A 26071-nucleotide genomic window follows, 5' to 3' on the forward strand; every position below is an offset into this window, starting at 1 on the left:
TGAAAGAGGAATCCAATCCGGATTCCTCTTTTATGTACGTTGATGTTTTCGTCTCAAAAGCAGAAAACTGACGCCGATAAAGATGAGATAGAGTACCGTTCCAAAAATGGAGTTGAGTACCCATGGGATGGTCCCCATGAATGTAGTGCGTGTCGCTTCCTGAAACCAGAGTAGTAGCCAAAAAAATAGGCCAAGACTCGTTGCGAGTAGCGTGTAAAATCCCATCATGACTTGTTTTGTCCATCGCTTGATCCAAAATCCCAATAAAGCCGTAACGATAAAAATCGCACCTAGTCCGATATAAAACAATCCATCGATCGGTAACGACTGCACCCACATGACTCCCTTCTTACCATCAGATTTATATAATCCAATCTTACACGGAGAGGGAATAAATGGGAATGTTTATTGTGAAATGAGAGGTCGTTTTGGTTGATAGATGCAGTACGGTTCTGATTCCTTGAAGTCGCCTGTGACCGCATATGCCCTAGCTCGAGATCCTCCACAAAGATAACGATATTCGCAATACCCACATTTTCCAGAGTGTGTATCTGGATCACGTAATGCCTTGAACGTCGGATGGTGACGATAAATGTCCGCGAGAGGTGTTGTTCGAACGTTCCCACAGGTGATGGGTAAAAATCCAGAAGGTTGGACGTCTCCTGTATGGGAGATGAAGACGAACCCGTTCCCGTCATTCGTCCCACGAGGCGCCTTCGCCAAATCATCGTGCGGATGTCCAATTGGAGGAAGTCCTGCTCGATTTCGGCGCTGATTTTCTTGACGCGCGACCCGACGATAGAACTGGGCCTCTGTTGTCGAAATGATGAACGGTACCGTCTCTTGTAATGCAAATGCCCATTTCAACACTTCTTCATGTCGTTCGGGAGAGATTGGTTGTAACAGCGATCCTCGCCCGGTCGGCACGAGGAAAAAGAGTGTCCATACCGACACACCGAGTGATTCAACGAGTGTTGCCATCTCGGGCAAGCGATCGACGTTATACTCGGTCACCGTCGTGTTGATTTGAAAAGACATTCCTTCTTCCCGGAAGTAAGAGATTCCTCGGACGGTACGGTCGAAACTGCCACGTGTTCCTCTAAAGTAATCGTGTGTCTGTGCATCCGGACCATCGATAGAGAATGCCCAACGTGACAAACCGGCAGCTTTCGCACGTTTCACGGCGTCGTGCGTGACACGAGGGGTGGCAGAAGGCGTCATGGAAACGCGCATTCCGAGCGAAGCGGCATATTCGGTCAACTCGAATAGATCTTCACGCATGAGCGGATCACCACCTGTAAAGACGAGAATCGGATTATCCATCGCCTGAATCTCGCGGATGAGTGCCTTTCCTTCTTCCGTGTCGAGCTCGTTTTCATATCGGTGAAACTGTGCCTCGGCTCGGCAATGAACACAAGAGAGTGCACAGGCACGCGTCACTTCCCAAATGACGATGAAGGGATTTTTTTGATAGTCGATGTGTTTCATACCGTCACCGCCTGTTTGAGTTGCAAGCGTTCAACTGCCCGTTTCGCCGAATCGACACAGTCCGGCAATCCGACTCCATGGAGAATGGCGCCACATGCTTCTACCCCATCCCATGACAAAAGTGCTTCTTCAAAAGCACGTACGTCCTGCTGATGCCCGACCTCGTATTGTGGCATCGTTTGAACGTGCCGTTCGACTTTCGTGAAGAGGGGAGTTCCAACGTTTTGGATACGTCGAAGTTCACTTAGGGCAAAGGTTGCGACCACATGGTCTTCTTCATGCAGGAGAGACGGGACACATTCGGAACCGACATACATGCGAATCAATGCTTTTCCTTTAGGAGCCATATGTGGCCATTTCTTATGCATCCAACTGCAAGCGGTCAAGGCATTTTCTTCCGATTTGGCGATGACGTAGCCGGTTCCATCTAATGCATCAACATCTGCTTCGTCGAAGGCGGCGAGTACGGTCATCGAGGACGTCCTTTTTAAATTGGATAAACGTTCCGCTTCCGGGAATCCGAGAAGCGGACCGAGAGCGTGGGGAGAGGTAGCCATGATGATTCCATCAAACGATTCACTCGTCCCGTCTGCCAACGTCACCTCATGTGGGCGGACAGATTGTACGACCGTTCGTAACTCGAGTCGATCAATGGAAGGGCGAAGTGCCTCGACGAGCACACCGAGTCCTTGGTCGATGGACAAAAATTTACCTGTATCCGAAGGCTTCACACCAGCCTGAACGGGAGGAGTGAGTGCCTTCATCCCGAGAATCAGACTGCGAGTTTTTTGTTCAATCGTGATAAACTGAGGGAAAGTAGACTCGATGCTCATATCGTCGAGTGTCCCGTTGTAAATCCCGGACAAAAGCGGTTCAATCATTGTATCGACGACCTCTGAACCAAGTCGCGTCCGAAAGAAACAATCAAGCGAGATATCCTCTCCTGTATAGACGCGTGGAATTACAAGATCGAATCCCGCGCGAAGCTTTCCTCTCCACGTGAAAAGATCTGTCTTGACCATCGGCCAAAATTTAGTTGGAATGCCCATGACCGATCCAGCTGGCATTTGTCTCAACCGTTCACGGACATAAATATAAGATGTTCCTGTTTTGGAACGAACCAAATGATTTTCTAGTCCGAGTTCTGTGATGAGAGATGTTAACGTTGGTTTACGAGCCATATAGCCGTCAGGTCCGGTTTCTAGCGTAAAGCCATCACGATAGAACGTTTTGATTTTCCCACCGAGACGATCTTGCGACTCGAACAAGGTGACATGAGCCCCGGCTTGTTTGGCGTAATAGGCAGCAGCGAGTCCGGTGATGCCACCTCCGATAATTGCGATACGATTCAATCGATTCACCCATTTCTCTAAAATATAGTCATAGTAACGGTACCGAGAATCTTGACGGAGACATAGGATAAGTGTCACGGAGTTCTAGACAAATTTGTCACGAATGAGAAAGGGGACGGAGAAATGATTGCTTTCATCGTCGTTGCAGCGCTTGTCGTGCTAAGTGTAATCGGGTTCATTTTGGCGATGAATCGACATGGGGAAAAGTTGACGGGAGATGAGGAGTCCCCACCCATGATTTGGGCGGATGAGAACTGGTATAAAGATGATGGACCACCAGACGGATAATATGATAAGATGACCCGGTTGAAATTTGATGGAATATGAGGTGATCGAATGAATGTACTCGAACAACAGTTGAACCACCTAATTGATGAGTGTCGTCCGTACACGGCTCAAGGGAAAGTGGCGGACTATATTCCAGAACTCGCACATGTGAAAAACGATTTGCTCGGTGTGGCGATTTGTTTGCCGGACGGTACGTACATTCATGCGGGGGACGTTCATCACAAATTTACGATTCAAAGCGTATCGAAGGCGCTTACGCTCTGTTATGTTCTGATGGAATTCGGGGAGGACTATGTCTTTTCAAAAGTAGGGATGGAACCGACGGGTGATGCCTTCAACTCCATTGCCAAGCTTGAGGAAACGGTCCCGTCAAAACCGCTGAATCCGATGATCAATGCCGGAGCGTTAGCGGTGACGAGCATGATTTTAGGAGAAACGGCAGAACTTAAAATCTATCAGTTCCGTCAGTTTTTGGCGACACTTCTCAATCGACCGGTTGAGGAAATCACGTACGATGAAAAAGTCGCCCGCTCAGAATATGAGACGACCGACTTGAATCGCGCGCTTCTATACTTTATGCGACATCATGGGATTGTTGAGGGAGAGGTCGATGACATTATCGACGTATATACGAAGCAATGTGCCATTGAAATCGATTGTTTTGATTTGGCGCGAATCGGACGTGTCTTTTCTGGGAATGGGGAAGACCCCGATACGGGTGAGGAATTGATTCCACGCCGAGTCGTTCGGATCGTCAAAGCGATTATGACGACATGTGGCATGTACGACGCATCAGGGGAATTCGCGGTCCGAGTCGGATTACCGGGTAAAAGCGGTGTTTCGGGTGCGATTTTGGCCGTTGGGAACCACGAATTGGATTTGCATAATGTCGGATTCGGCATTTTTGGTCCATCACTGGACTCAAAAGGGAATTCGATTGCGGGAATGAAACTATTGGAGCTCTTGATCGAGCGTTATACGTCTCGTTAAATCGATAATTTTTGAAGTGATGTTTTCAACTCATGTTCCAAGCGTTCGATTTTTGAATCATATGCAGATTGTAAGTCGGCAGGAGGGGTGAACGCTCGCCAGCGTTTTAAAAGTTGGTCATGGTCGTTCAACTCACCAAGCTCGGTTTGCATCTTTTTTAACGTACGTACAGTGTCCATCGAGGCATCTGATTCATAGTTCAAGAAATACTCGTTTAAATAGCGCTCCCGTTTGACGTCTAAACGGACTTTATGAAGCGCCTCTACCTTCTCATTTTTATTCGATTGTTCGTGATACGCGCGAACTCGTTGCATGCGTTCACGTCTCGCCTTTTCTAACATCGGAGAGGCGTTCATTTTTTTGAATGCACGAAATAGTGGGCCAGAGATGAAGCGACGAATCTGCTGGTCGAGCGAAGGTGTCATCTTTTCACTGACCCGTGTTGCGAGAATCGTGCGTTCGATGGCGCGCTGTTGTTCCATCGATTCAAGAAATCGTTCATCGAGTTCCGTTTGAGAATCAAACGTCTCGATAAGTACATCCAAGTCGCGCACCCGACCAAGTGCTTCCATCAGTTGTTTGAGTTGACGGAACGTTGCAGGTTTTGTTTCATACACCTGCATGAACGTGATCAGTTTACGTAAATGAACGCGAGCATGGTGAATGTCCTCGGAATTTTTGAAGGTGAGGGCTTCCGTGACATAGTGATTGAACGTGCTCCACGTTTCTAACAGCTCAAATTTAAGTTTCTCTGCATGCCGTTGATTCATGATATTGTTTCCTTTCTGAAAAAGAGATGAGGGTTGTCCATGTACCAAACACATTCATTAAACGAAAAAATCAAACTGTTCTTTACGATTTTCTTTCCGATCCTAGTCACGCAAGTGTCTTTTTATTTGATTAGCTTTTTTGACACGGTCATGTCCGGGCGTGCGGGCGCAGTCGACTTGGCCGGCGTCGGTGTCGGTTCTAGTCTGTGGATGCCGGTTTATACCGGCCTCAGTGGGATTTTACTTGCCGTCGCACCGATTGTTTCACAAGCGCTCGGTGCACGAGATCACCTTCAGATTCAACGAACATTGTTTCAAGGAATCTATTTAGCGATCTTGTTGAGTATCCTTACGTTGACGCTCGGATCATTTCTGGTGCCGCTCGCAATCGAGGGCATGGGACTTAGCACAGAGGGTAAACGAATCGCAACGCAATACTTACTTGCTCTTGGGTTCGGTGTCTTACCGATGTTCTTGTTCAATGTGCTTCGCACGCTCATGGATGCGCTCGGCAAAACGAGAGTCTCCATGATTCTTATACTATTAGGGTTACCCATTAATGTCGGATTAAACTACATCTTCATTTTTGGAAAACTCGGTATTCCGGCGTATGGAGGTGTCGGGGCGGGCATTGCCTCAAGTATCACTTACTGGTTGCTCTTCTTCATGGCGTTGTTCTTCGTCAGAAACGGGAAGCCGTTCCGCGAATACAAGTTTTTACGAACGGCAGAACGCATCGTCTGGCTCAAACAAAAAGAGCTACTACAGCTCGGTACGCCAATCGGGCTCGCCATTTTTGCAGAAGTCAGTATCTTTGCGGCAGTGACGTTACTGCTCAGCTCCTATGGGGATCAAATCGTTGCAGCACACCAGGCGGCGATCAACTTCGCTTCGTTTGTTTACATGCTACCGCTTTCGGCTTCGAGTGCATTGACGATCGTGGTTGGATATGAACTTGGGGCGAAACGACTTCAGGATGCGGTTCGCTATGCAAAGATCGGAATTTCGCTCTGTCTTGGCGTTTCGATATTCTCTGGTGCTTTGTTGTTTTGGCAAAACGAACGGGTCGCGGCTATCTATACGAATGATCCGACAGTCGTCGATCTCGCCGCGCACTTTATGATTTTTGCTGTGTTCTTCCAGTTGTCGGATGCCGTCGCTGCACCGATTCAAGGGATTTTACGAGGCTTCAAGGACGTCAATATTACGCTCGTTCTGTCACTCGTCGCATATTGGATTATCGGATTGCCGCTCGGTTATGTATTAGCAGAACAGGCGGGCTTCGGACCAGACGGCTATTGGATTGGCTTGATTGCGGGACTCGCAGCCGGGGCAGTGTTGTTGTTTGTCCGGTTAGTTTGGATTGTGCGACGCTATAAAACGGTTTAGGAAGTAAAGATTGTTCGCAATTGTGAACAATCTTTACTTTATTTTAAATTGGTCTATACAACTATACTTATATCAGATATGATAACATGGAAGAAAACATGAAGGAGTGATGAACCGATGGGGACCTTGATCAATGCGCGTATCGTCTCAGCGGAACAAACATGGGAACGAGGATATATCAGCTGGAATGGAGAAACGATTAGCAAAATCGGATCGATGGAACAGTTTGAACAACAAGATGATCATGTGATTGACGTATTCGGTGCCCTTGTCACACCGGGTCTCATCGATGTGCATATCCACGGGGGATACGAGGTCGATACGATGGACGCAGATGAATTGAAACTCCGTCGGTTGAGTCAGGACATGCTACAAGAGGGTGTCACTTCTTTTTTTGCAACGACAATCACGCAGTCTAAAGAAGCGATTGAACGCGCCTTGACGTCAGTACGAAATGTGATTGATACGCAGGACACGACGCTCATCGGGATTCATTTAGAAGGTCCGTTCGTAAACGTAGAGATGGCTGGGGCGCAACCGGCGGAATATATCATCGACCCGGACGCCGAACAATTTCGAAAATGGCAAGAACTGGCGGGCGGTCATATCCGACTCGTTACGTATGCGCCGGAGCGTCCGGGAGCACGTGCGTTCGAAGCAGCCCTTCGTGAATCGGGTGCGATCGGTTCTGCCGGACATACGAGTGCGACATTTGAAGAGAACAAGCAAGCGGGCGTCAAACACGGGACGCATCTTTATAACCAAATGCGTGGATTACACCATCGCGAACCAGGAACGGTCGGATATTGTCTCTTAGAAAAAGGAGTCATGGCGGAAATCATTCCGGATGGGATTCACAGTCGTCCAGAGATGGTCGACTTCGCGTACCGATTAAAAGGAGCGAACGAACTCGTCGTCATCACAGATGCGATGCGAGCGAAAGGATTACCGGACGGACAGTACGAACTGGGCGGTCAACCAGTCATTGTAGAGGAAGGTGCTGCAAGACTAGAAGCAGGAAATCTTGCCGGCAGTGTGTTGACGATGGACGCCGCCTTCCGAAATATTCAGGCATATACGGGATGTACGGTGGAAGAGGCGGTCAAAATGACCTCGACGAATGCGGCCAAAGAATTTGGATTGACGACAAAAGGAGAGATCAAATCGGGGTTTGATGCAGACCTTGTCGTTTGGGATGACACAAACAATGTTCAAATGACTTTTGTCAAAGGTCGAATCGTATATGAACGGGAGGAACAAAGATGAACGTATTAGTCGCAAAGACGGCGAACGACGCGGAACGAATCGCCTATACGCTAATCAAAGAACGGATTTCAGGGAAACATGACTTCGTACTCGGTCTCGCGACCGGTAGCACACCGGTCGGGATGTATCAGATGTTTAAACAGGATGCGCTCGATTGTAGCCATGTGACGAGCGTCAATTTAGATGAATATATCGGATTATCGCCAGAGCATCCGCAAAGCTATAACCGCTTTATGAAAGATCGACTCTTTGATGAAGTCCCATTTAAAGAAAGCCATCTTCCTCAAGGTGATGCACCAGACCCAGAAGCGGAAGCGGTTCGCTACGAAGGTCTCGTTCGGGAACTTGGTGTCGATTTACAACTTCTTGGAATCGGAGAGAATGGACATATCGCCTTCAATGAACCGGGTACGGCGCTCGACGCGAAAACGCATGTGACCGAGCTCACGGAGTCGACGCGGGAAGCCAATCGTCGCTTCTTCGACCATCTAGAAGATGTGCCGACTCACGCCATCACCATGGGACTCGATACAATCATGAATGCGCGTGAAATCGTCCTCGTCGCTACAGGTGAGCGGAAGGCAGAAGCGGTACAACACATGATTGAAAGTGTACCGACGGTCGATTGGCCGGCCACAATTTTGCAAGCACACCCAGGCGTGACCGTCGTCCTCGACGGGGCAGCGGCGTCCCGTTGTGCAGAAGCTCTTCAAGCAAGAGGACAAGAGGCAGCCACACGATTTTTTACGATTCGAGCTTAAACGACCTGCGGAGGCGTCTCCGCAGGTTTTTGTCTGTTCAACTATGGGAAATTGTAAAGAAACGAATTTGTCATCAAAACGTTTTCGACAAATTTCACACTTTCCTCTATAATGAGTGAAGCTCATTATTTTGACTCGAAGGAGACCATCATGAATTCTAGAACACATACTCGTAGACAGCGCAAAGGTCCGTCTGCGTTTTATAAAGTATTTAGTGCCCTCGTGCTGATTGCGATTATTGCTGGGTCTAGCATTTACGGTACAGCATTTTATAAAGCCCATAATATGTTATCGGGAACGCAAGTCACGTTAGAGGATGACCCGACGGTAGAACCGACTCGATTTGATAAAGAAGATACGGAATCGTTCTTGATTTTAGGGACAGACCTTTCTCCGCAAAAGAAAGCCCGGGGTGAGTTCGGACGCTCGGATGTCATGATTGTCGTCGTTTTGAACAAGAAAGAAAAGCAGACGACGATGCTCAGCATCCCGCGTGACTCTTATGTCAACATCGACTACACAGGATTTAACATTCCTTATGGGAAGACGGGGCTTGACCAAGATAAGATCACACACGCCTACTACTTCGGTTCGATGGATGAATCAAATCCGAATAACGGGATGCGCATGGCGACAAATACGGTCGAAAATCTGGTCGGGATTGAAATCGATCATGTCGTTTCCGTTAACTTTCAAGGGTTCGTTGATTTCATCGATGCGGTCGGCGGCGTAGAAATCGATGTGCCGTTCTCTTCACAACAAAACAGTTATGATGCCTCACGTGAGACGGTTGCGCTCGAAGAAGGACTGCAACAACTTTCTGGAGAAGAAGCATTGGCCTATGTCCGAAATCGTCATGATGACCCACGTGGAGACATCGGTCGCGGACAACGTCAGATGGAAGTCATCAATGCCGTACTCGAACAATCTCTCGGGACGTCACTCATCAACAATTATGATAAGGTCTTGAAAGCAGTCGGAGACAATATGCAGACAACGCTTGGACCAAATGATTATATGCGCTTGATTGAAGACGTCGGAGCGTTGCATAACACAGTGCAATATCAACTGACCGGTGAAGGTGCGCGCGCGGATGATGGACATTTCTATTACTTCTTGAATGAACCGCTTCTTGAAGAAGTACGCTATCGTGTACAACAAGCGGATGCGGGGAATCGCGTGGAACAGATGACGGATACAGAACTAGAATCTTATATGTTAGACCCGAATGGGGTCACATATGAAGCGCAATAAAAAAAGTTTGCCCTAGGGCAAACTTTTTTTATATGCGATCCATCGCGACCGTCAAGGAGTAGGAGTCTCCACGGAACAGGGAGCGACTATATTCAAACATACTCCCGTCTTCTAGGTAAGTTCGTTGGTCAATCAACAGGACGGGCGCATTCGGTGAAATGGTCAATAAGTTGGCCTCTTCTGGACCGGCACTACGGGCTTCAAGTGTCTGTGTTGCATTTTTCAGGCGTAAGCCGTGCTGTTCGGCATATGCATAAATCGATCCCGTCGCGTCATCTTGCGTCAGGTCAGGCAATAATTGAACGGGAATATAGGCGGTCTCGAGCGCAAGTGGATTTTCATCTGCTAGCCGAAGCCGTTTCATCTCATAAACAGGGGTTTGATTCGGGATACTCAGTTGCTGCGCGATGCGATCGGTTGCCGGAATGACCTCGTAAGAAAGCAGGCGGCTGAACGGCCGCATGCCGCGATGTTTGATTTCCTCGGAAAAACTCGTCAGTCCCGATAAGGTCATGGCGATCTTCTGACTCGCGACGAACGTGCCTCGTCCTTTTTGACGGCTCAAGTAACCGGCGTTGACGAGGTTCATGATGGCTTGCCGAATCGTCATCCGACTGACGTGAAATTGCTCGGAAAATTCACGCTCTGAAGGCAAGGTGTCTCCTGGCTTTAACAATCCGTCATCAATTTGTTGCTTTAAGTACGCTTCAATTTGATAATAAATAGGTAACGGAGATTGTTTATCGATTTCTAACATATCATTTCGCTCCTGACTGAGAAGATGTATGTTTCATTATAGACGAAATTAGACTAGTTGTCTGAACAGATTATAGAGAGAAGGTGGAGGACAAGATGAAACCTTATACAGCAAGTACAGTCGTGACCTCGATAAAGGAAGACGGCAATGGTCATTGGCACACACTCGCGAACAGTCCGTTTTATGCGGAAGGTGGAGGGCAACCGGCTGACCGTGGATGGATTGGGACGCATAACGTATTAGATGTACAAATCAAGGACGGGGAAGTATGGCATCTTTTGTCAGAAGCATTACCTGCGGGCAAAGCGGTAGAGGCTCGAATCGATGAGGACGTGAGACGAGACCATTCCATCCAGCATACTGCTCAACATGTGTTAACGGCGATTTTGGAAGACCGCCATGGCATTCGGACGCTTAGCTTTGGAATCGGCGAAGCGGAATCATCCATTGAAATTGAAACGGCAGCGATGGATTGGGTACACGTCGAGGCACTTGAACGAGAGGTGCAACAACTCATCTTTGAAAACCGTCCGATTCGTGTCTATGAGATTCCGAAAGAAGAAGTAGACCGGACACGCTTACGGAAAGAGACGGACCGAACGGGGATGATTCGCATCGTCGAAATCGAAGGTCTAGATTACAATGCCTGTGGTGGTACTCATGTGGAGACAACGGGACAGCTCGGTACCATCCATGTGACATCGATAAAGAAAGTAAGAGGAAACATCCGCTTGACGTATGTGGCCGGAAATCGAGCAATCAAGGCAACTCAACAAGCGCGCGAAGCGTTGCGGTCGATTCACCATACATTCTCGACAACGAATGAGTCCGTGGCAGCACGCGTGATCGAAGAGCACACGATTCGTTTGGAACGTGAAAAAGAAATTAAAACGCTCGAAGAAAGAATTGCCAAAGCGAAGGTAGAGGCCGTGTTGAAAGAAGACAACTATGTGGCCTTACATGTCGGGAGAACGGAAGCAGAGACGTTGACGACTGCCATCATCGAACGAATCGCAGCAACCGGACGAATCGCCGTCGGGGTCAACTATGGAACACAGAAATTGTTCGTCATGCATGACGGGACACAGGATATCGCCGTCGGCACATTCTTGAAAGCGGCCCTGCAAGAGATGCAAATTGGTCGTGGTGGTGGAAACCATAAACAGGCCCAAGCGCGATTCACATCCGTAGCTGAACTAGAAAAGGGAATGAAAGAAATCGTGAGACGTTTACAGGAAGGGGTTTTACCATGTTGACGATTCAATCGGGAAACGAAGCAACGTTGATTGAACAGGCCAAACAAGTGCGGGAAATCGTATTCGTTCAGGAACAAGGGATCGATGCGAGTTTAGAATACGATGACCTAGATGGAGTCTGTACGCATGTGGTCGGTCTCCTTGACTCTGAACCGGTAACGACAGCGCGTCTTCGTCCCGTCGACTCGATTGTCGGAAAAGTGGAGCGAGTGGCGACGATTCAATCGGCACGAGGACATGGATACGGAAAAGACATCATGAACGAAATCGAGCGTGTCGCGAAGCATCAAGGATTAGGCGAGTTGCGATTAGGCGCACAACTGACGGCGCTCCCATTCTATGAAAAGCTCGGGTACGAGGCGTTCGGAGATGAGTTTTTAGATGCCGATATCCCACATCGCATGATGCGAAAAACGTGGTAATCCTTTTTTGAAATATCCCATTTTTCTAAAAAAAGGTTGGCAAGAAGATTTCGTTTTGTTATAACTAATACTAACAACTGACAGATAGAGGTTGCGAATGACATGAGTAAGCTTGGTTGAAACGGACGCACTCCGGACCGAGCCGAAAGGGGAAATTCGCCGAAGTCGACGTTCACGTGCGTGTGAATGAAGGCTGGGGTAGTCGTGAATAACGCCTACACTGCCATGGTCAACTACCATGGAGCGCTATCTACGGAACGATTCTTTAATCGTTTTTCAACTGCGCGTACAAGCGGCAGACCGTAGGGAGAGTGCTTCCTACCGGTCTGCCGCTTTTTCTGTTGGTGGACATCTTGAAAGTGGGGAACTTGATGACAACCGTACTGAAATTTGGTGGTAGCTCCGTTGCCACAATCGAACAAATACAAGCCATTTCGGACTATTTACAGACACGTGTGGCGACCGGTGAAAAATTGGTCGTCGTCGTATCGGCGATGGGCAAAACAACGGATTCGCTCCTGTCGCTCGCGAAACAAATCACGGATCGCCCGATGATTCGCGAACTCGACCGGCTACTCGCCGTCGGGGAAGAACAGACGATCAGTTTACTCAGTATCGCCTTGAACTCGAGAGGAGTACCGGCCATCTCTTTAACGGGACAGCAAGCCGGGATTGATACGATGGGGATTCACACGAAGAGCAAAATCAAAGCGATTCGGAAAGAAGTGTTACACGAGAAGTTGCGTCAATATGATGTCTTGATCGTTGCCGGATTCCAAGGTGTGAATGAAGCGGGAGACGTCACGACACTCGGACGTGGTGGTTCTGACACGACAGCGGTTGCACTCGCGGCAGTCCTCAGTCAGCGATGTGAAATTTATACGGATGTGGCCGGGGTATATACGACAGACCCGCGGATCCATCCGACGGCAAAGCGTTTGGATACCGTCTCTTATGACGAAATGATGGAGATGAGCGCCCTCGGTTCAAAAGTGATGGAGATGCGAAGCGTGGAGCTCGCAAAGAAATATGACGTCAATATTTTTGTCGGAAAGACGCTCTCGAGCGAAGGAGGAACATGGATCATGGATATGACGCAAGCAATGGAACAGAAAGCAGTCACGAGTGTAAGTGTCGTCAAGAACGTACTCAGTGTCTCAATCAAGCATATTCCGCACACGGCGGCGGGAGTCGCAGACATCTTTGAACGATTGTCAGAGCGACACGTCAATATCGATATGATTTCACAGACGGCATTCGACGGGGAAGTGTTCCTCTCGTTCACATGTCCGCTCGATGAAGAGGCGTTTTTAGAAGAGGCGCTCGCGGAGTTGACAGCGAGCTTACCTCAAATCAAAATCGATCGTCACACGGAACATGCAAAAATTTCGGTCGTCGGAATCGGCATGCGAGACGCGACAGGCGTCGCATCAGAACTCTTTGCGACATTCCGCGAGATGGGAATTCCATTCTATCAAGTCACAACGTCTGAAATCAGTATTTCCTATACGATTCAAGAACAAGACGTAGAAGCGGCAGTCGCAGCCATTGCGGCCCGGTTCCACTTATAAGGGGGTAGCATAATGTATAACGTAGCAGTCGTCGGTGCGACAGGTGCCGTCGGACAAAAAATGATTGACGTCTTAACAGAATATGAATTTCCAATCAGCGAGTTGAGACTCTATGCTTCAGCCCGCTCGGCAGGAAAGACGGTCGAGGTGAACGGACAATCGGTCGTGATTCGTGAATTGACCGATGCGATTTATGCGGACCCGATCGATATCGCACTCTTCTCTGCTGGTGGGAGCATTAGTGAACAATACGCCCCACGGTTGAGCGAGCAAGGAGTCATCGTCATCGATAATTCAAGCGCATTCCGAATGCAAGAAGGAATTCCACTCATCGTACCGGAAGTGAACCGAGTCGAACTCAGTCCGGAGAAGACGCTCATCGCGAACCCGAACTGTTCCACGATTCAATCGGTCGTGGCGCTCGCACCATTAGCGGAAGTATACGGACTGACACGTGTCGCCTATACATCGTATCAAGCAGTATCGGGATCGGGTCAAAAAGGGATTGATGACCTCGAGCGCGGTGCGCGCGGAGAAGAACCGACGAATTATCCGTATCCGATTTATGATAACGTGTTGCCGCACATCGATGTGTTTTTAGAAAATGGCTACACGAAAGAAGAACAGAAGATGATGGAGGAGACACGTAAGATTTTAAACGCGCCGAACCTCGGCGTAACAGCCACTTGTGTCCGAGTACCAGTACGAAACAGCCATGCGGTATCGATCACGGTGACGCTCGAACGGGATGCGACGGTCGCAGAAGTGAAAGCCGTACTCGCAGATGCGCCAGGTGTCGTGGTCATGGACAATCCATCTGAACTGGCCTATCCGACACCGCTCGATGCGAACGGGACGGATGAGGTGTATGTCGGACGAATTCGCCGAGACGATTCACAACCCAATACGTTCCATTTGTGGTGCGTTGCAGATAACGTCCGAAAAGGGGCGGCTGCGAATGCCGTTCAAATCGCACAATGTATGATTAGTCAAACAGCGATGAAATAAGGAGGAGATGACATGTTCACAGGAGTGGCGACAGCACTAGCTACCCCATTTCAAGAAAATGGGCAGTTGAATCTAGAAGCATGGGTAGCATTGATCGAAGATCAAATCCAGGAAGGTGTGACGGGTCTCGTTATCGGCGGGACGACCGGCGAAGGAATGACGATCACCGATGAGGAGTTTGAAACATTGCTCGTCCGGGCGGTTGAGGTTGCAAACGGCCGAGCCGTGATCATCGCGGGAACCGGATCGAATAATACAGCAGTCAGTATCGAGAAAACGAAACGGGCCGCCGAACTTGGTGCCGAGATGGCGATGGTCGTCACACCCTACTATAACAAGTCGACGCAGGCTGGGCTGATTGCTCACTTTACTGCGATTGCGGATGTGTCACCAATCCCACTCATGCTCTATAATGTCCCATCACGGACAGGTGTCGCCTTGGCGCCGGAGACGGTCGGCGAGCTTGCGGAACATCCACGCATCACCGCCTTGAAAGAAGCGAGTGGGGATATCTCGGTCATGGCGCAGATGATGGCTCATATTCCGGAAGGGTTCACTGTTTACTGCGGAAATGACGATCAAATCTTGCCGTACATGGCTTGGGGTGCACAAGGTGTCGTCTCCGTTTTATCAAACGTCTATCCGGGAGCGACGGTCGCGTTGGCAGAAGCTCTGTTGGCAGGTGATTTACAGACGGCTCGGACATGGCAAATTCGTTTGCTCCCAGTCATCGATGAACTCTTCTCAGAAGTGAATCCGATTCCGGTGAAGGCGGCGCTTCAAGCGCGAGGTTTTGAAGTCGGCGCGCCACGCCTGCCGCTCGTTCCGATGAGCGCGACGGCTGAAGCGAAATTACTGTCTGCGATGGAGCAATTCAATGAGGTGAGACAATGAATGTGCTCATCCACGGATTCGGCGCGATGGGACGGATTGTCGAAGAGGTCGCTCACGCGCAAGGTGTGAACGTCACGGCAATCGTCTCACCGGGAAGTGACGAACACACGGCGACTCTGAGTGAGGTAGAGGCACCCGTCGATGTCGTGATCGACTTTTCGAATCCGGCGTTACTCCCTGGCTTGCTCGCGTTCGGACGGGAACGCAATATTCCACTCGTCATCGCGACGACGGGCTTCACACCGGAAGAACTGGCTGAAATCGAAACGGCTTCACAAGACATCCCAATCTTCCAGTCGTATAACACGTCATATGGGATCGCGCTCTTGAAGCAGTTGCTCGACCAGCTCGTCCCGCTCACGCTCGGGTACGACATTGAAGTGATTGAGGCGCACCATCGAAAGAAAGTGGACGCACCAAGCGGCACGGCAGAATTATTGGCACGTGCCATCGAAGCGAAGCGTGACGTGACACCGATTTACGAACGAACGTCACGTCGGGAAGCGCGTGGAACTGAAGAGTTAGGCATGCATTCCATTCGGGGGGGCACGATTTTCGGTGAGCATACCGTGCTCTTCGCCGGAGATGATGAAATGATTGAATTGAAACATACCGCGTTATCCAAACGCGTCTTTGCAAACGGGGCCCTTGCCGCAGCGGCAACGATCATCGATCGCCCGGCAGGACTTTATAATCTATCGAACTTATACGAGGAGGCTACTCATGTTACTCACAAACGCTTATGAAATCGCACAATATATTAAAGATGCCAAGAAGGAAACACCAGTCAAGCTTTACGTCAACGGTCAATTGGCAGGTCTTGAAATTGAGGAAGCGAAAGCATTCGGAACGGATGAGTCGAAACTGTTCTTGACGACGGCAGAACGCGCAGCCGCATTCTTGGAAGCCAATGCATCGGTCATCACGGATTCACATCTTGAATACGACCGTCGCAACAGCGCCGTACCGATGCTTGATACGACACGACTCAATGCCCGAATCGAACCAGGCTCGTTCATCCGAGACCACGTTCAAATCGGAAATAACGCGGTTGTCATGATGGGAGCTGTCGTCAACATCGGAGCGGTCATCGGAGATGGTTCGATGGTCGACATGAACGCGGTCATCGGAGCGCGCGGAACGCTCGGGAAAAACGTTCACCTTGGCGCGGGTGCCGTGGTTGCAGGTGTCCTTGAGCCACCTTCAAAAGATCCGGTCATCATCGAGGATGGTGTCATGATCGGAGCGAACGCGGTCATCTTGGAAGGCGTTCGCGTCGGTGAAAATGCGGTAGTCGCGGCAGGCAGTGTCGTCACACAAGATGTGCCTCCAGGCGTCGTCGTCGCGGGAACACCGGCACGAGTCATCAAGCAGAAAGATGAAAAAACTTCTGAAAAAACGCAACTTGTTGATGACTTACGCTCTCTCTAACGTATAATAGACAGAAAATATAAACAATGAGGAATGGGAGAGTTGCATTATGGAACAGTATGGACAATGGATGTGGAAAGACGGGGCTTGGATTGAGCCGACTGACGCAAACACGAGTATCATGACACACGCGATTCACTACGGAAGCGGGTTTTTTGAAGGGATTCGCGCGTACCACACGGAGGAAGGTCCTGCCATCTTCCGGTTACGTGAACACCTGGAGCGACTCGTTCGCTCGTGTGCATACTACCACGTCACACTACCGTATACGGTTGATGAACTCGAACAAGCGACGATGGAATTGATTGAGCGAAATGGATTTGAAGCATGTTACATCCGTCCGTTCGTCTTCCTTGGAACACCTTGGCAAGCACTTATGCCGACTGCTGAGACGAAGGTACATGTTGCCATCTCGTGTTGGCCGCTCGGTGAATACTTCAACAAGACGGTCGGGATTCGAGCGAAAGTGGCCTCGTATCGTCGCGTGTCTTCTACCATGATGCCGATGCAAGCGAAGGCGGCATCGAACTATATGAACTCACAACTATTAAAAGGAGAGGCGCTCCGTGACGGATTCGACGAAGCGATCGCTCTTGATATGAACGGAAACGTCAGTGAAGCGAGTGTCGCGAACATCTTCCTCGTGAAAGGAAAAACGATTACGACACCGTCCCTTGATTGTTCTGTACTAGATGGCATCACACGCCAAACGGTGATGCAATTGGCTCATGAAGCCGGATACGAAATCGTCGAGCGTCATATCGGGCGTGATGAACTATATGTAGCCGATGAAATCTTCTTGACGGGAACGGCAGCCGAGGTGACGAGCGTCATCGAGGTCGACCATATCTCGATTGGTGGAGGCGTCCAGAAGGTTGCGACCGAAATGTTGACACGCTATCGTGAAGCCGTGACAGGACAGCTTCCGGAACACCGTGATTGGATCACGTTTGTAAAATCAGCAGTCATAGAGTAAAGGAGTTTTGAACGATGGGAGTCACAATTGACTTAAATGCGATTCGCGAAAACAAACGCCGGATTGAAGCGCTCGGGCGCCCTGTGTTTGCGGTCGTGAAAAACAACGCCTATAACTTAGGGATGGAGCCAGTTGTGACGACTTTGTATGACGAAGGGGTCCGTCACTTCATGGTGACCACATTAGAAGAAGCGACCGAAGTGCGAACGCATGCAGAGTCGGCTCGCGTCCTCGTCATGAATCCGGTATATACGTGGGAACACGTGCATGCCCATGATTTTGACGTCGCGATCGGCTCGTATGAATGGCTCGTCTCACAGCGGGAGCATCTCGATGGCGTTCGCCTTCATTTGAAGCTAGACGTCGGCATGAACCGATTCGGCGCCAAAACGTTTGAAGAAGCGCTACAAATCGTCGCCTTCTGTCAAAATGAAGGATTGAACCTTGTCGGACTGTGCACACATTTCCCGCTCGCGGATGCAGACAATGCCGAAGTCGAGCATAGCGTTCAAGTCGAACGTTTCGCTGACTGGTCGACGCGTTTGATGGAACGTCATACGTTTGAATTGATTCATGCGGCGAACAGTGCGGCCACGCTTCAAGATGATTCACGCTTGCATCATTGCACCCATGTGCGCGTCGGTATTTTCTTATACGGCTATTCATCGGTCGAGCCAGTGGAGTGGCTCGTGCCTGCATTTTACTGGGAGACAGAAGTGGTTGCTGTCCATGACATCGAAGTGGGGGCTCATGTCGGGTATGGAACGGGGTATACCGCGGAAACAAAGGAACGAATTGCCGTTTTACCGGTCGGATATGGAGATGGATTAATGCGAGCGCGACGTCATTTGCCTGTTCACATTTCAGGAAAAGCCTATCCATTCGTCAGCAATATCTTTATGAGTCATAGCTTCATTAAAGTGGATGAAGCCGTACAAATCGGCGACCGCGTCATGCTATATGGGATTGAAACGAAAATCGATGACGTGACACGTGTTGGCTATGCCAACAATTCAGAACAGCTCTGTGCCCGTTCGTGGCGTGTCCCACATCGCTTTGAAGGAGGAATTGTATGTACACCACCAATCAATCAGAATGTTTGATCGAGGGCGTGTCCCTCCGTGAACTTCAAGCGACGTACGGGACACCTTTATACATCATGAGTGAACCAGAACTAGAGCGCCGCCTTGAGATTGTCCAGAATGCGTTTCTAGACAAGTATCCGAACACGTATGCATTATACGCGTCAAAAGCGTTATCGATTGCGGCCGTGTATGAAAAAGTGATGGCCGCAGGGTTAAGCGTCGACGTCGTCTCAAGGGGTGAGATGTACGTGGCACTGCATGCTGGGGTACCGGCCGAGCGCATTCATGTCCATGGGTCGAACAAGACGATCTTGGATATCACATACGCGCTCGAACAGGGGATTACACACTTTACCATCGACAATATGCGAGAAATCAGCCTCTTGTCAGGACTTGCGGCTGAATACAATCGTGAAGTCGATGTGCTTCTCCGCATCGTGCCTCAAGTTGTCGGAGGTGCCCATGCGGCGATTCAAACAGGTGGGGTTGATACAAAATTCGGTTTCCCGACGCACGACGACACGTATTTAGATGCTGTTCGTGCGACGTTGGAAGCGGAGCACTTACAGTTGAAGGGGATTCACTGTCATGTCGGCTCTCAAATTCAAGATCCAACCCTCTTCATCAACACGGTGAAGACGATGGTGCGCTTCATGGATACGATTCGTCAGGAGACCGGCTATACGACGGATGTGTTGAATATCGGTGGTGGCTTCGGTGTCGCATACTTAGATGAAGACGAGCGTCTCGACTTCGCACAAACGATGGAGCGTGTGATGGAGACGTTGATCGAGGAAGTCGAAGCACGTGAATCGCCACTTCCGAAAATCGGGATTGAACCGGGGCGTTGGCTCGTCGCCAATGCCGGTGCCACGCTGTATGAAGTGGGGACCGTCAAAGAAGTGAGTGGCGTTCGTACATTCGTGTCTGTCGATGGCGGGATGACGGATAATATCCGTCCGGCATTGTATGACGCAGAGTATGAGGTCGTGGCAGCGACTCGAATGAATGAAGAGAAGACGCTCGAGGCAAAAATAGTCGGAGCGTGCTGTGAATCGGGAGACATCATCTCGAACCGCTCATTGATCCCTCCGGTCACACCGGGTGATTTATTACTTGTCAAAGCAACGGGAGCGTATAACTTCTCGATGGCGAGTAACTATAACCAAATGCTTCGTCCGGCGGTCGTCTTCGTCAAGGAAGGGAATCACCGCCTTGTCGTCCGTCGCCAAACGTTTGAAGACTTGGTGGCATGTGAAGTCATTGGTCAATCGACGTAAGGCTACAGAGCAATCTGTAGTCTTTTTTGATTTTGAAATGAGAACGTTTTTCAATTATGATAGAGAAGAGAAAAAAAGGGGAAGTGACGGTCATGACAAAGACAGCAGCACAAAAATTAATTGAAGAAAGACGTACGGTCCGTATGTTTAAAGAAGAACCAATCGATACGAAAGTGCTCTATGAAGTGTTGCAATCGGCACACCACGCACCATTTCACAATAAAGTCGAGCCATGGAACGTGTATGTGTTCAATGGGGACGGGAAGCGAGTGTTACTCGATGCGCTCGAACCAGCCTTCTCGGAGGCGTCAGAAGGACAGCGTGAAAAGGTGACGGGACGGATTTTAAATGCGGCAACCTGTATGTATGTGACGGCAAAACATTTTGAGACGGACAAAGGGAATCGAGACGCGTTGCTCGCGACGGCGACATTCATTCAAAATGTCCAACTCTTGTTAAGTGAACGAGAGATCGGGATGGTCTGGCGGACGGGTGGATTGTTTGACGATGCAAGGTTGAAGGAGATGATTGGGGCGGAAGGTGAGACGTTTATCGGTCTCCTGCAAATCGGTAAATATGATGCCGAGGATATCCCGTCCCCAAAAACGCGACAACCGATTGATTCGCATCTCATCATGTTTGAATAATAAAAAGCGAGCGAAGGGAAACCTCTTCGCTCGCTTGCTCTATATATCGATTATTTATCGCTTTATTTTTGTTGCGAGCCAATCTTGAATCACAGTCGCTGGAATCATTCAGTCGTTCCTCCATTATTAACATCTTCTTCTCTAGTATTATCCAAATGCATACGTTCCCAAACCTCTCGATGTGCACCGTGTAGGACATCATCGAATGAATCATCGATATGAAGGCCATAACTTGGATTGATGGATGTGGCATACAGGTCTAGCATGAGTTGATCATGGTTCGGATACATAGAGTGGGCTCCTTTCAATACGTCAGCTTGGCTACACCTTCAGTATACAAAGGAACTATGTAGAAAATTCGAGAGAAACGTTAACATTTTATGAATCCTGTAAACGCTTTCAAAAACTGTGCTTCTGGCTTAAAGGTACGCACGACTGTTGGTATTGCTCGGCACGTTTGGCGTATTTTTTCACTGTTCTTTCCATAATAAAGCGGTCATCGTCGTTTAAAGGACGCACAACTTTGGCGGGAACCCCCATGACCATCACCCCTTCAGGAATCTGCATATTCGGTGTAACGAGCGCACCGGCTGCTATAAATGACCCTTTCCCAATCTTTGCCCCATCGAGTACGGTAGCGTGCATGCCAATCAAGCAATCTTCTTCAATCTCACAGCCGTGAATCATCGCCATATGACCGATTGAGACGCGGTCATGGATGATTGTCGGTGACCCTTCATATTGGTGGATCATCGAACCATCTTGAATATTCACATAAGAACCGATTCGAATGGGTCCCTCATCTCCTCGGATGACGGTATTGAACCATACTCCCGAGTGGGCACCGATCGTCACATCACCAATCACATGTGCCCCGGGTGCAAGATAAGTCGTTGGATCGACGTTTGGTGTCAACTCTCCTAATTTGTATTGCATCGTTGTAACCCCTTTCAGACAGATATGTTATCATTGTCGCACAACTTGAAAAAGAAATTGCAACGAAAAGAATATTCTTGGTAAGATAGTTAAAATACGTTGAATAAGGAGATCGAGAGATGGAGAAACAACATTTGATTGACATCGCCGCAAAGAAAAAGAAAGCGGGCGTCGTCTTTAAAGACGTCGCAGTGATTGACGTGTACAGTCGTGAGACGATTCGTACAGACGTCGCCATCGACGGGGGATATATTGTGGCTATTGGGGATGGGTACGATGGAGAGGTCGAGTATCACGACCCAACTTGGACGCTTGCACCGTCCTTTATCGATTCTCACGTCCATATCGAGTCATCGATGGTTCCACCACACGAGTTTGCGAAAGCAGTCCTGCCGCTTGGCGTCACGACCGTGATTGCCGATCCTCATGAGATTGCGAATGTGAACGGGGCGCTCGGGATTGAATATATGTTAGCGGATGCGAAAGGACTCCCACTCGATGTCCGGATGATGCTCCCGAGTTGCGTACCGGCGACACCGTTTGAACATGCAGGTGCCAAACTATATGCCGAAGATTTGGCACCGTTTTTAGGAGATCCAGGTGTGCATGGACTAGGCGAGGTCATGGATTATCCATCGGTCGAAGCCGGAAGCGAAGATATGCTTCAAAAGATCGCGCAGACGGAACAAGCAGGCAAAGTCGTGGATGGACATGCTTCAGGTCTCAACCCTGATCAATTGAATGTATATCGTTCAGCAGGAATCATGACGGATCACGAATGTACGACTGCCGAAGAGGCGATTGAACGGGTGCGTCGTGGATTTTATGTTCAGATTCGAGAAGGGTCAGTCGCCAGAAACGTGGAGAAGGTGAGTTTAGCCGTCACGGAAAGCAATGCCCATCGTTTCCTCTTCTGTACGGACGATAAGCATTTGGATGACCTGGTCGCGGAAGGTGGAATCGACTACAACATCGGTACCGCCATCAAGCAAGGAGTCAAGCCGGAAACCGCCTATGCCATCGCAAGTCTACATGCAGCAGAGGCTTATGGATTGAAAGAAGTCGGGGCAATTGCACCTGGTAAGAAAGCGAACTTCGTTATCTTGTCAGACGTCGAATCGGTAAAAATCGAGCAAGTATATGTGAATGGTACGCTCGTTGCGGAGAAGGGGAATGCGACATTTGAGTCGGAAGGAATCGAAGTGCCGAAACCGATGAAAGGTGAACTGGCGTTACCTGAATTGACGACGGATTCGTTCCGACTTGCGCCGAGTGCAGAAGAGGTTGATGTCATTCAAGTGCTTCCGAATAGCTTGTTGACAAAACGACAACGACTTTCATTTCAACCAGATGCCTCAGGGGCGGACTTGTCACAAGATATCGCCACGCTCGCTGTCATCGAACGCCATCATGGGACAGGTCACATGGCACTTGCCCCGGTGACAGGATTTGGCTTGAAGCGAGGTGCGCTTGCAGCTACAGTGGCCCATGACAGTCATAACTTGGTGATTGCTGGGGTCAGCCCGGAAGATATGTTGCTTGCGGCGAGAACGCTTGAGAAGGTAGGCGGTGGTGTCGTTGCTGTATCGGAAGGAGAAGTCCTTGCCGTCCTGCCACTTGAAATCGGTGGATTGATGACGAAGCGCCCATACCGTGAAGTGGCAGAGATATTAGAACAGCTGAACGATGCGTTAGATGTCGTAGGAGCCCATCGTCATTTCAACCCTTACTTGACGATGTCCTTCCTCGCCTTACCGGTCATTCCAGATTTGAAATTGACCGATATGGGGTTGTTCGATGTGACCACCTTCTCATTTATCAACGATTGACTCGGTCTAACGTATGATTTTTGTTAAGAACCATCGATAACAATTGAATGCTTGACTAGAAGTTGGTATATTTACGACAAGTTTCATCGGGTCAACATTGAAAGGGGGGATATTACAGATGGAACAAGTTGCTTACAATCGGTCGTATGATGAACATGAGGAATTGATCAATTCTGTATATCGTGCTTTCAAGGACCGATGCGAAGAACTACCGGAAGAAACACAAACGAAACGTCGTTTACGACGACTGATTTTCTCTACGATTAAAGAACAGACGAAGTCTCACGCTGACCGGTTCGTGTTATACCACTTCTTCAACGACTTCTTTAAAGCGGTAGAAACGAATGACCAAGAAGCACTCGCTGTTTTGAAGCGAATCATTCGTGATGAAAAAAACTATTGATATGTGACGTCAACTTGTGATAATTTAGACGTAACTTTAAATGAATATTCGTGCTATCGATGAGGTAGAGGTGCGATGCTGATGAGTAAGTAGTCGGAGGATGACAACGATGAGGACTACAAAAAGGCAGGATCGCCGAAGTGCAACACCATGTCCGTGGGGTTGTGCTGGGCTGACGGGAAATACCCGTCGGACTGCCATACATATTTACGTATGGAGCGCTCCAAGTCGGCTAAGAAAGACGGAACATCCAGCGAGGGTGTCGGCTTTGTTGCCGATGCCCTCGCTTTGCGTTTTTTTAAGCATAGGGGGGCCTCATCCTAATCAAAAAAGGAGGAATTCAGCATGGTAGATTATTCAACTTCGGTACTCTCGCTCGTACCGGCATTACTTGCAATCATTATGGCAATCACAACAAGAAAGGTCATCCCATCACTTGGTGTCGGGATTATCGCAGGAGTCCTTCTCTTGCACAGTTTCAACCCAATCGACTCCATTCAATATTTATGGTCGAACATCATCGCCTTATTCTGGTCAGATGGAGCCATTAACGAATGGAACGTCTTGTTGATTGCGTTCTTGCTCTTACTCGGGATTTTATCATCCATCATTCAGACGTCAGGTGGTGCACGCGCATTCGGTGAATGGGCTGCGGCGAACGTAAAAACGGCACGTGGTGCCCGTCTCGTCTCATTCGGACTCGGAATTTTGATTTTCATCGACGACTACTTCAATAGCTTAGCGGTCGGGAATATCAGCCGTCCGCTCACGGACCGCAAAAACATCTCACGTGCGAAATTGGCATACATGATTGACTCGACGGCAGCCCCTGTCTGTGTCATCAGCCCACTTTCGAGCTGGGGTGCATATATCATCGCCATCATCGCGGGTATTTTGACGAAGTATTCGATTGACAGCTACTCGTCATTCTCTGCATTCATTCAAATCATTCCAATGAACTTCTATGCGGTCTTTGCCCTCTTGTTGACAGCCTATGTCGCATTTACTGGACTCGCCATCGGACCGATGCGCACGCACGAGCTTCGTGCCCTTCAAGGTGAATTGTATGATTCAGCTAAAGGTAAACCAATGGGAATGAGTGAAGACTTGCATGAGCATGAAGGCGGAAAAGTCCGTGACTTGATCGTACCAATCATCGCCCTCATCATTGCGACGGTATCGGCAATGCTCTATACAGGTGGTCAAGCCCTCGCGGCTGATGGTCAAGACTTTACGCTCATCGGTGCATTCGAATCGACAGACGTGACACGTTCACTCGTGGCCGGTGTCGTCATTAGTTTGATTGTGGCATTCTTACTTCTCATCGGACGTAAAATTCCTGCACGTGACTACGGTAAAGCAGCGTGGGAAGGTGTGCGCGCTATGTGGCCGGCAGTCTTGATTCTCTTGTTTGCCTGGACAATCATTGCAGTCATCAGTGATATGAAGACTGGTGAATACTTGGCAAGCTTCGTGACAGATACGATTGCAGCTTCATACTTGCCACTTCTCCTCTTCTTGATTGCTGGGATCATGGCATTCTCGACAGGAACGAGCTGGGGAACATTTGGTTTAATGCTTCCGATCGGTGCGGATTTGATCATGGCGGTTGAACCAGAGCTTCTCCTTGCATCACTTGCCGCTGTATTGGCCGGTGCTGTATTCGGAGACCACTGTTCACCAATCTCGGATACAACGATCCTCAGCTCAACTGGAGCGGGTTCACATCATATCGATCACGTAGTGACACAATTGCCATACGCGCTCCTCTCAGCAATTGTCTCAGCAATCGGATACTTGGTGCTCGGGATTACAGCATCGATTTGGATTGGCTTCTTCGCGGCATTGATTTCGTTTGTTGTCTTTGTTGGCATTGCACAAGTGATTTCAAAACGTGGGAAAGTACCTGCTGAACTTCGCGCGAAGCGTGAGGCGTGATAGATGAAAATGACTTCCATCAAATCGATGGAAGTCATTTTTTATGTGCGCTTGCCATTATATGATGGTCGTGCAGTCTA

Annotated in this window: 27 protein-coding genes and 2 riboswitches; of the genes, 20 read left to right on the forward strand and 7 right to left on the reverse strand. The window is 49.1% G+C overall.

Annotated elements, in window-relative coordinates; all coding sequences use genetic code 11:
- Positions 1-30: 30 nt before the first annotated feature.
- From KNO94_RS09660 to hemG, 3 genes are all read right to left on the reverse strand, one after another.
- Positions 31-333 carry a hypothetical protein gene (locus KNO94_RS09660; protein ID WP_214779219.1) on the reverse strand — a complete coding sequence of 101 codons (303 nt, stop codon included), beginning with the start codon at positions 331-333 and terminating at the stop codon, positions 31-33.
- A gap of 72 nt (positions 334-405) precedes the next feature.
- On the reverse strand, positions 406-1488 hold the full coding sequence (locus KNO94_RS09665; RefSeq protein ID WP_214779221.1) for a TIGR04053 family radical SAM/SPASM domain-containing protein: 1083 nt from the start codon (positions 1486-1488) through the stop codon (positions 406-408).
- Positions 1485-2918, reverse strand: coding sequence for a protoporphyrinogen oxidase (gene hemG, locus KNO94_RS09670; RefSeq protein WP_353047840.1), 1434 nt, complete (start codon positions 2916-2918; stop codon positions 1485-1487). Before hemG ends, KNO94_RS09665 begins: the two co-directional genes overlap by 4 nt.
- Before the next feature lie 45 nt (positions 2919-2963).
- On the opposite strand from hemG, the gene KNO94_RS09675 reads away from it, so the two are divergent.
- The gene (locus KNO94_RS09675) at positions 2964-3128 is read left to right on the forward strand and encodes a hypothetical protein (protein WP_214779223.1); all 165 of its coding nucleotides are present in this window, start codon (positions 2964-2966) and stop codon (positions 3126-3128) included.
- A gap of 48 nt (positions 3129-3176) precedes the next feature.
- Complete coding sequence (gene glsA / locus KNO94_RS09680; protein ID WP_214742735.1) at positions 3177-4118, forward strand: glutaminase A; 942 nt, start codon at positions 3177-3179, stop codon at positions 4116-4118.
- Here glsA and KNO94_RS09685 read toward each other — a convergent pair.
- Entirely contained in the window at positions 4115-4888 is a 774-nt protein-coding gene (locus tag KNO94_RS09685) for a CHAD domain-containing protein (RefSeq protein WP_214779225.1), read from the reverse strand. The genes glsA and KNO94_RS09685 overlap by 4 nt on opposite strands.
- A 39-nt stretch (positions 4889-4927) precedes the next feature.
- Between KNO94_RS09685 and KNO94_RS09690 the strand changes: the two genes are divergently transcribed.
- The 4 genes from KNO94_RS09690 (at position 4928) to KNO94_RS09705 (ending at position 9558) form a co-directional block, all read left to right on the forward strand.
- On the forward strand, positions 4928-6277 hold the full coding sequence (locus tag KNO94_RS09690) for an MATE family efflux transporter (protein WP_214779227.1): 1350 nt from the start codon (positions 4928-4930) through the stop codon (positions 6275-6277).
- A 117-nt stretch (positions 6278-6394) separates the two neighbouring features.
- Positions 6395-7543: an N-acetylglucosamine-6-phosphate deacetylase gene (gene nagA / locus KNO94_RS09695; protein ID WP_214779229.1), complete on the forward strand. Its 1149-nt coding sequence runs from the start codon at positions 6395-6397 to the stop codon at positions 7541-7543.
- Positions 7540-8304 (forward strand): glucosamine-6-phosphate deaminase, encoded by a 765-nt coding sequence (gene nagB, locus KNO94_RS09700; protein ID WP_214779230.1) that lies wholly within the window; start codon positions 7540-7542, stop codon positions 8302-8304. Before nagA ends, nagB begins: the two co-directional genes overlap by 4 nt.
- Before the next feature lie 150 nt (positions 8305-8454).
- Positions 8455-9558: an LCP family protein gene (locus KNO94_RS09705; RefSeq protein ID WP_214742740.1), complete on the forward strand. Its 1104-nt coding sequence runs from the start codon at positions 8455-8457 to the stop codon at positions 9556-9558.
- Between the two features lie 28 nt (positions 9559-9586).
- Here the strand turns inward: KNO94_RS09705 and KNO94_RS09710 are convergent, their stop codons facing one another.
- A complete protein-coding gene (locus KNO94_RS09710; protein ID WP_214742741.1) occupies positions 9587-10315 on the reverse strand; it encodes a GntR family transcriptional regulator in 729 nt (242 codons plus the stop codon).
- Positions 10316-10410: 95 nt separating this feature from the next.
- Between KNO94_RS09710 and KNO94_RS09715 the strand changes: the two genes are divergently transcribed.
- The 11 genes from KNO94_RS09715 (at position 10411) to KNO94_RS09765 (ending at position 20885) form a co-directional block, all read left to right on the forward strand.
- On the forward strand, positions 10411-11571 hold the full coding sequence (locus tag KNO94_RS09715; protein WP_214779232.1) for an alanyl-tRNA editing protein: 1161 nt from the start codon (positions 10411-10413) through the stop codon (positions 11569-11571).
- Positions 11565-11993 carry a GNAT family N-acetyltransferase gene (locus KNO94_RS09720; RefSeq protein WP_214779234.1) on the forward strand — a complete coding sequence of 143 codons (429 nt, stop codon included), beginning with the start codon at positions 11565-11567 and terminating at the stop codon, positions 11991-11993. The genes KNO94_RS09715 and KNO94_RS09720 overlap by 7 nt, the downstream gene beginning before the upstream one ends.
- A gap of 77 nt (positions 11994-12070) precedes the next feature.
- Positions 12071-12250, forward strand: a riboswitch (Lysine riboswitch).
- A 114-nt stretch (positions 12251-12364) separates the two neighbouring features.
- A complete protein-coding gene (locus KNO94_RS09725) occupies positions 12365-13564 on the forward strand; it encodes an aspartate kinase (protein WP_483299174.1) in 1200 nt (399 codons plus the stop codon).
- A gap of 12 nt (positions 13565-13576) precedes the next feature.
- On the forward strand, positions 13577-14572 hold the full coding sequence (locus KNO94_RS09730) for an aspartate-semialdehyde dehydrogenase (protein ID WP_214779241.1): 996 nt from the start codon (positions 13577-13579) through the stop codon (positions 14570-14572).
- 12 nt (positions 14573-14584) lie between these two features.
- Positions 14585-15466: a 4-hydroxy-tetrahydrodipicolinate synthase gene (gene dapA / locus KNO94_RS09735; protein ID WP_214779243.1), complete on the forward strand. Its 882-nt coding sequence runs from the start codon at positions 14585-14587 to the stop codon at positions 15464-15466.
- Positions 15463-16212 carry a 4-hydroxy-tetrahydrodipicolinate reductase gene (gene dapB / locus KNO94_RS09740; protein WP_214779244.1) on the forward strand — a complete coding sequence of 250 codons (750 nt, stop codon included), beginning with the start codon at positions 15463-15465 and terminating at the stop codon, positions 16210-16212. The genes dapA and dapB overlap by 4 nt, the downstream gene beginning before the upstream one ends.
- On the forward strand, positions 16190-16897 hold the full coding sequence (dapD, locus tag KNO94_RS09745) for a 2,3,4,5-tetrahydropyridine-2,6-dicarboxylate N-acetyltransferase (protein ID WP_214779246.1): 708 nt from the start codon (positions 16190-16192) through the stop codon (positions 16895-16897). The genes dapB and dapD overlap by 23 nt, the downstream gene beginning before the upstream one ends.
- 49 nt (positions 16898-16946) lie before the next feature.
- Entirely contained in the window at positions 16947-17873 is a 927-nt protein-coding gene (locus tag KNO94_RS09750; protein ID WP_214779248.1) for a branched-chain amino acid transaminase, read from the forward strand.
- 14 nt (positions 17874-17887) lie between these two features.
- A complete protein-coding gene (gene alr, locus KNO94_RS09755) occupies positions 17888-18976 on the forward strand; it encodes an alanine racemase (RefSeq protein ID WP_214779251.1) in 1089 nt (362 codons plus the stop codon).
- Positions 18946-20238 carry a diaminopimelate decarboxylase gene (gene lysA / locus KNO94_RS09760; RefSeq protein ID WP_214779253.1) on the forward strand — a complete coding sequence of 431 codons (1293 nt, stop codon included), beginning with the start codon at positions 18946-18948 and terminating at the stop codon, positions 20236-20238. Before alr ends, lysA begins: the two co-directional genes overlap by 31 nt.
- Positions 20239-20330: 92 nt before the next feature.
- On the forward strand, positions 20331-20885 hold the full coding sequence (locus KNO94_RS09765; RefSeq protein ID WP_251125919.1) for a nitroreductase family protein: 555 nt from the start codon (positions 20331-20333) through the stop codon (positions 20883-20885).
- Positions 20886-20989: 104 nt separating this feature from the next.
- On the opposite strand, the gene KNO94_RS09770 is transcribed toward KNO94_RS09765, so the two are convergent.
- Positions 20990-21175, reverse strand: a complete 186-nt coding sequence (locus tag KNO94_RS09770; RefSeq protein ID WP_214779261.1) for a hypothetical protein — start codon at positions 21173-21175, stop codon at positions 20990-20992.
- A 109-nt stretch (positions 21176-21284) separates the two neighbouring features.
- A complete protein-coding gene (locus KNO94_RS09775; RefSeq protein WP_214779263.1) occupies positions 21285-21821 on the reverse strand; it encodes a gamma carbonic anhydrase family protein in 537 nt (178 codons plus the stop codon).
- Positions 21822-21940: 119 nt separating this feature from the next.
- Between KNO94_RS09775 and ade the strand changes: the two genes are divergently transcribed.
- From ade to KNO94_RS09790, 3 genes are all read left to right on the forward strand, one after another.
- On the forward strand, positions 21941-23650 hold the full coding sequence (gene ade, locus KNO94_RS09780) for an adenine deaminase (RefSeq protein WP_214779265.1): 1710 nt from the start codon (positions 21941-21943) through the stop codon (positions 23648-23650).
- A gap of 118 nt (positions 23651-23768) precedes the next feature.
- Positions 23769-24053 (forward strand): hypothetical protein, encoded by a 285-nt coding sequence (locus KNO94_RS09785; RefSeq protein ID WP_015880753.1) that lies wholly within the window; start codon positions 23769-23771, stop codon positions 24051-24053.
- Between the two features lie 57 nt (positions 24054-24110).
- Positions 24111-24285, forward strand: a riboswitch (Lysine riboswitch).
- A 113-nt stretch (positions 24286-24398) separates the two neighbouring features.
- A complete protein-coding gene (locus tag KNO94_RS09790) occupies positions 24399-25991 on the forward strand; it encodes a Na+/H+ antiporter NhaC family protein (RefSeq protein WP_214779267.1) in 1593 nt (530 codons plus the stop codon).
- The last annotated feature ends 80 nt before the right edge of the window (positions 25992-26071 follow it).

It is taken from the genome of Exiguobacterium sp. s22 (assembly GCF_018617455.1).
GTDB lineage: Bacteria > Bacillota > Bacilli > Exiguobacteriales > Exiguobacteriaceae > Exiguobacterium.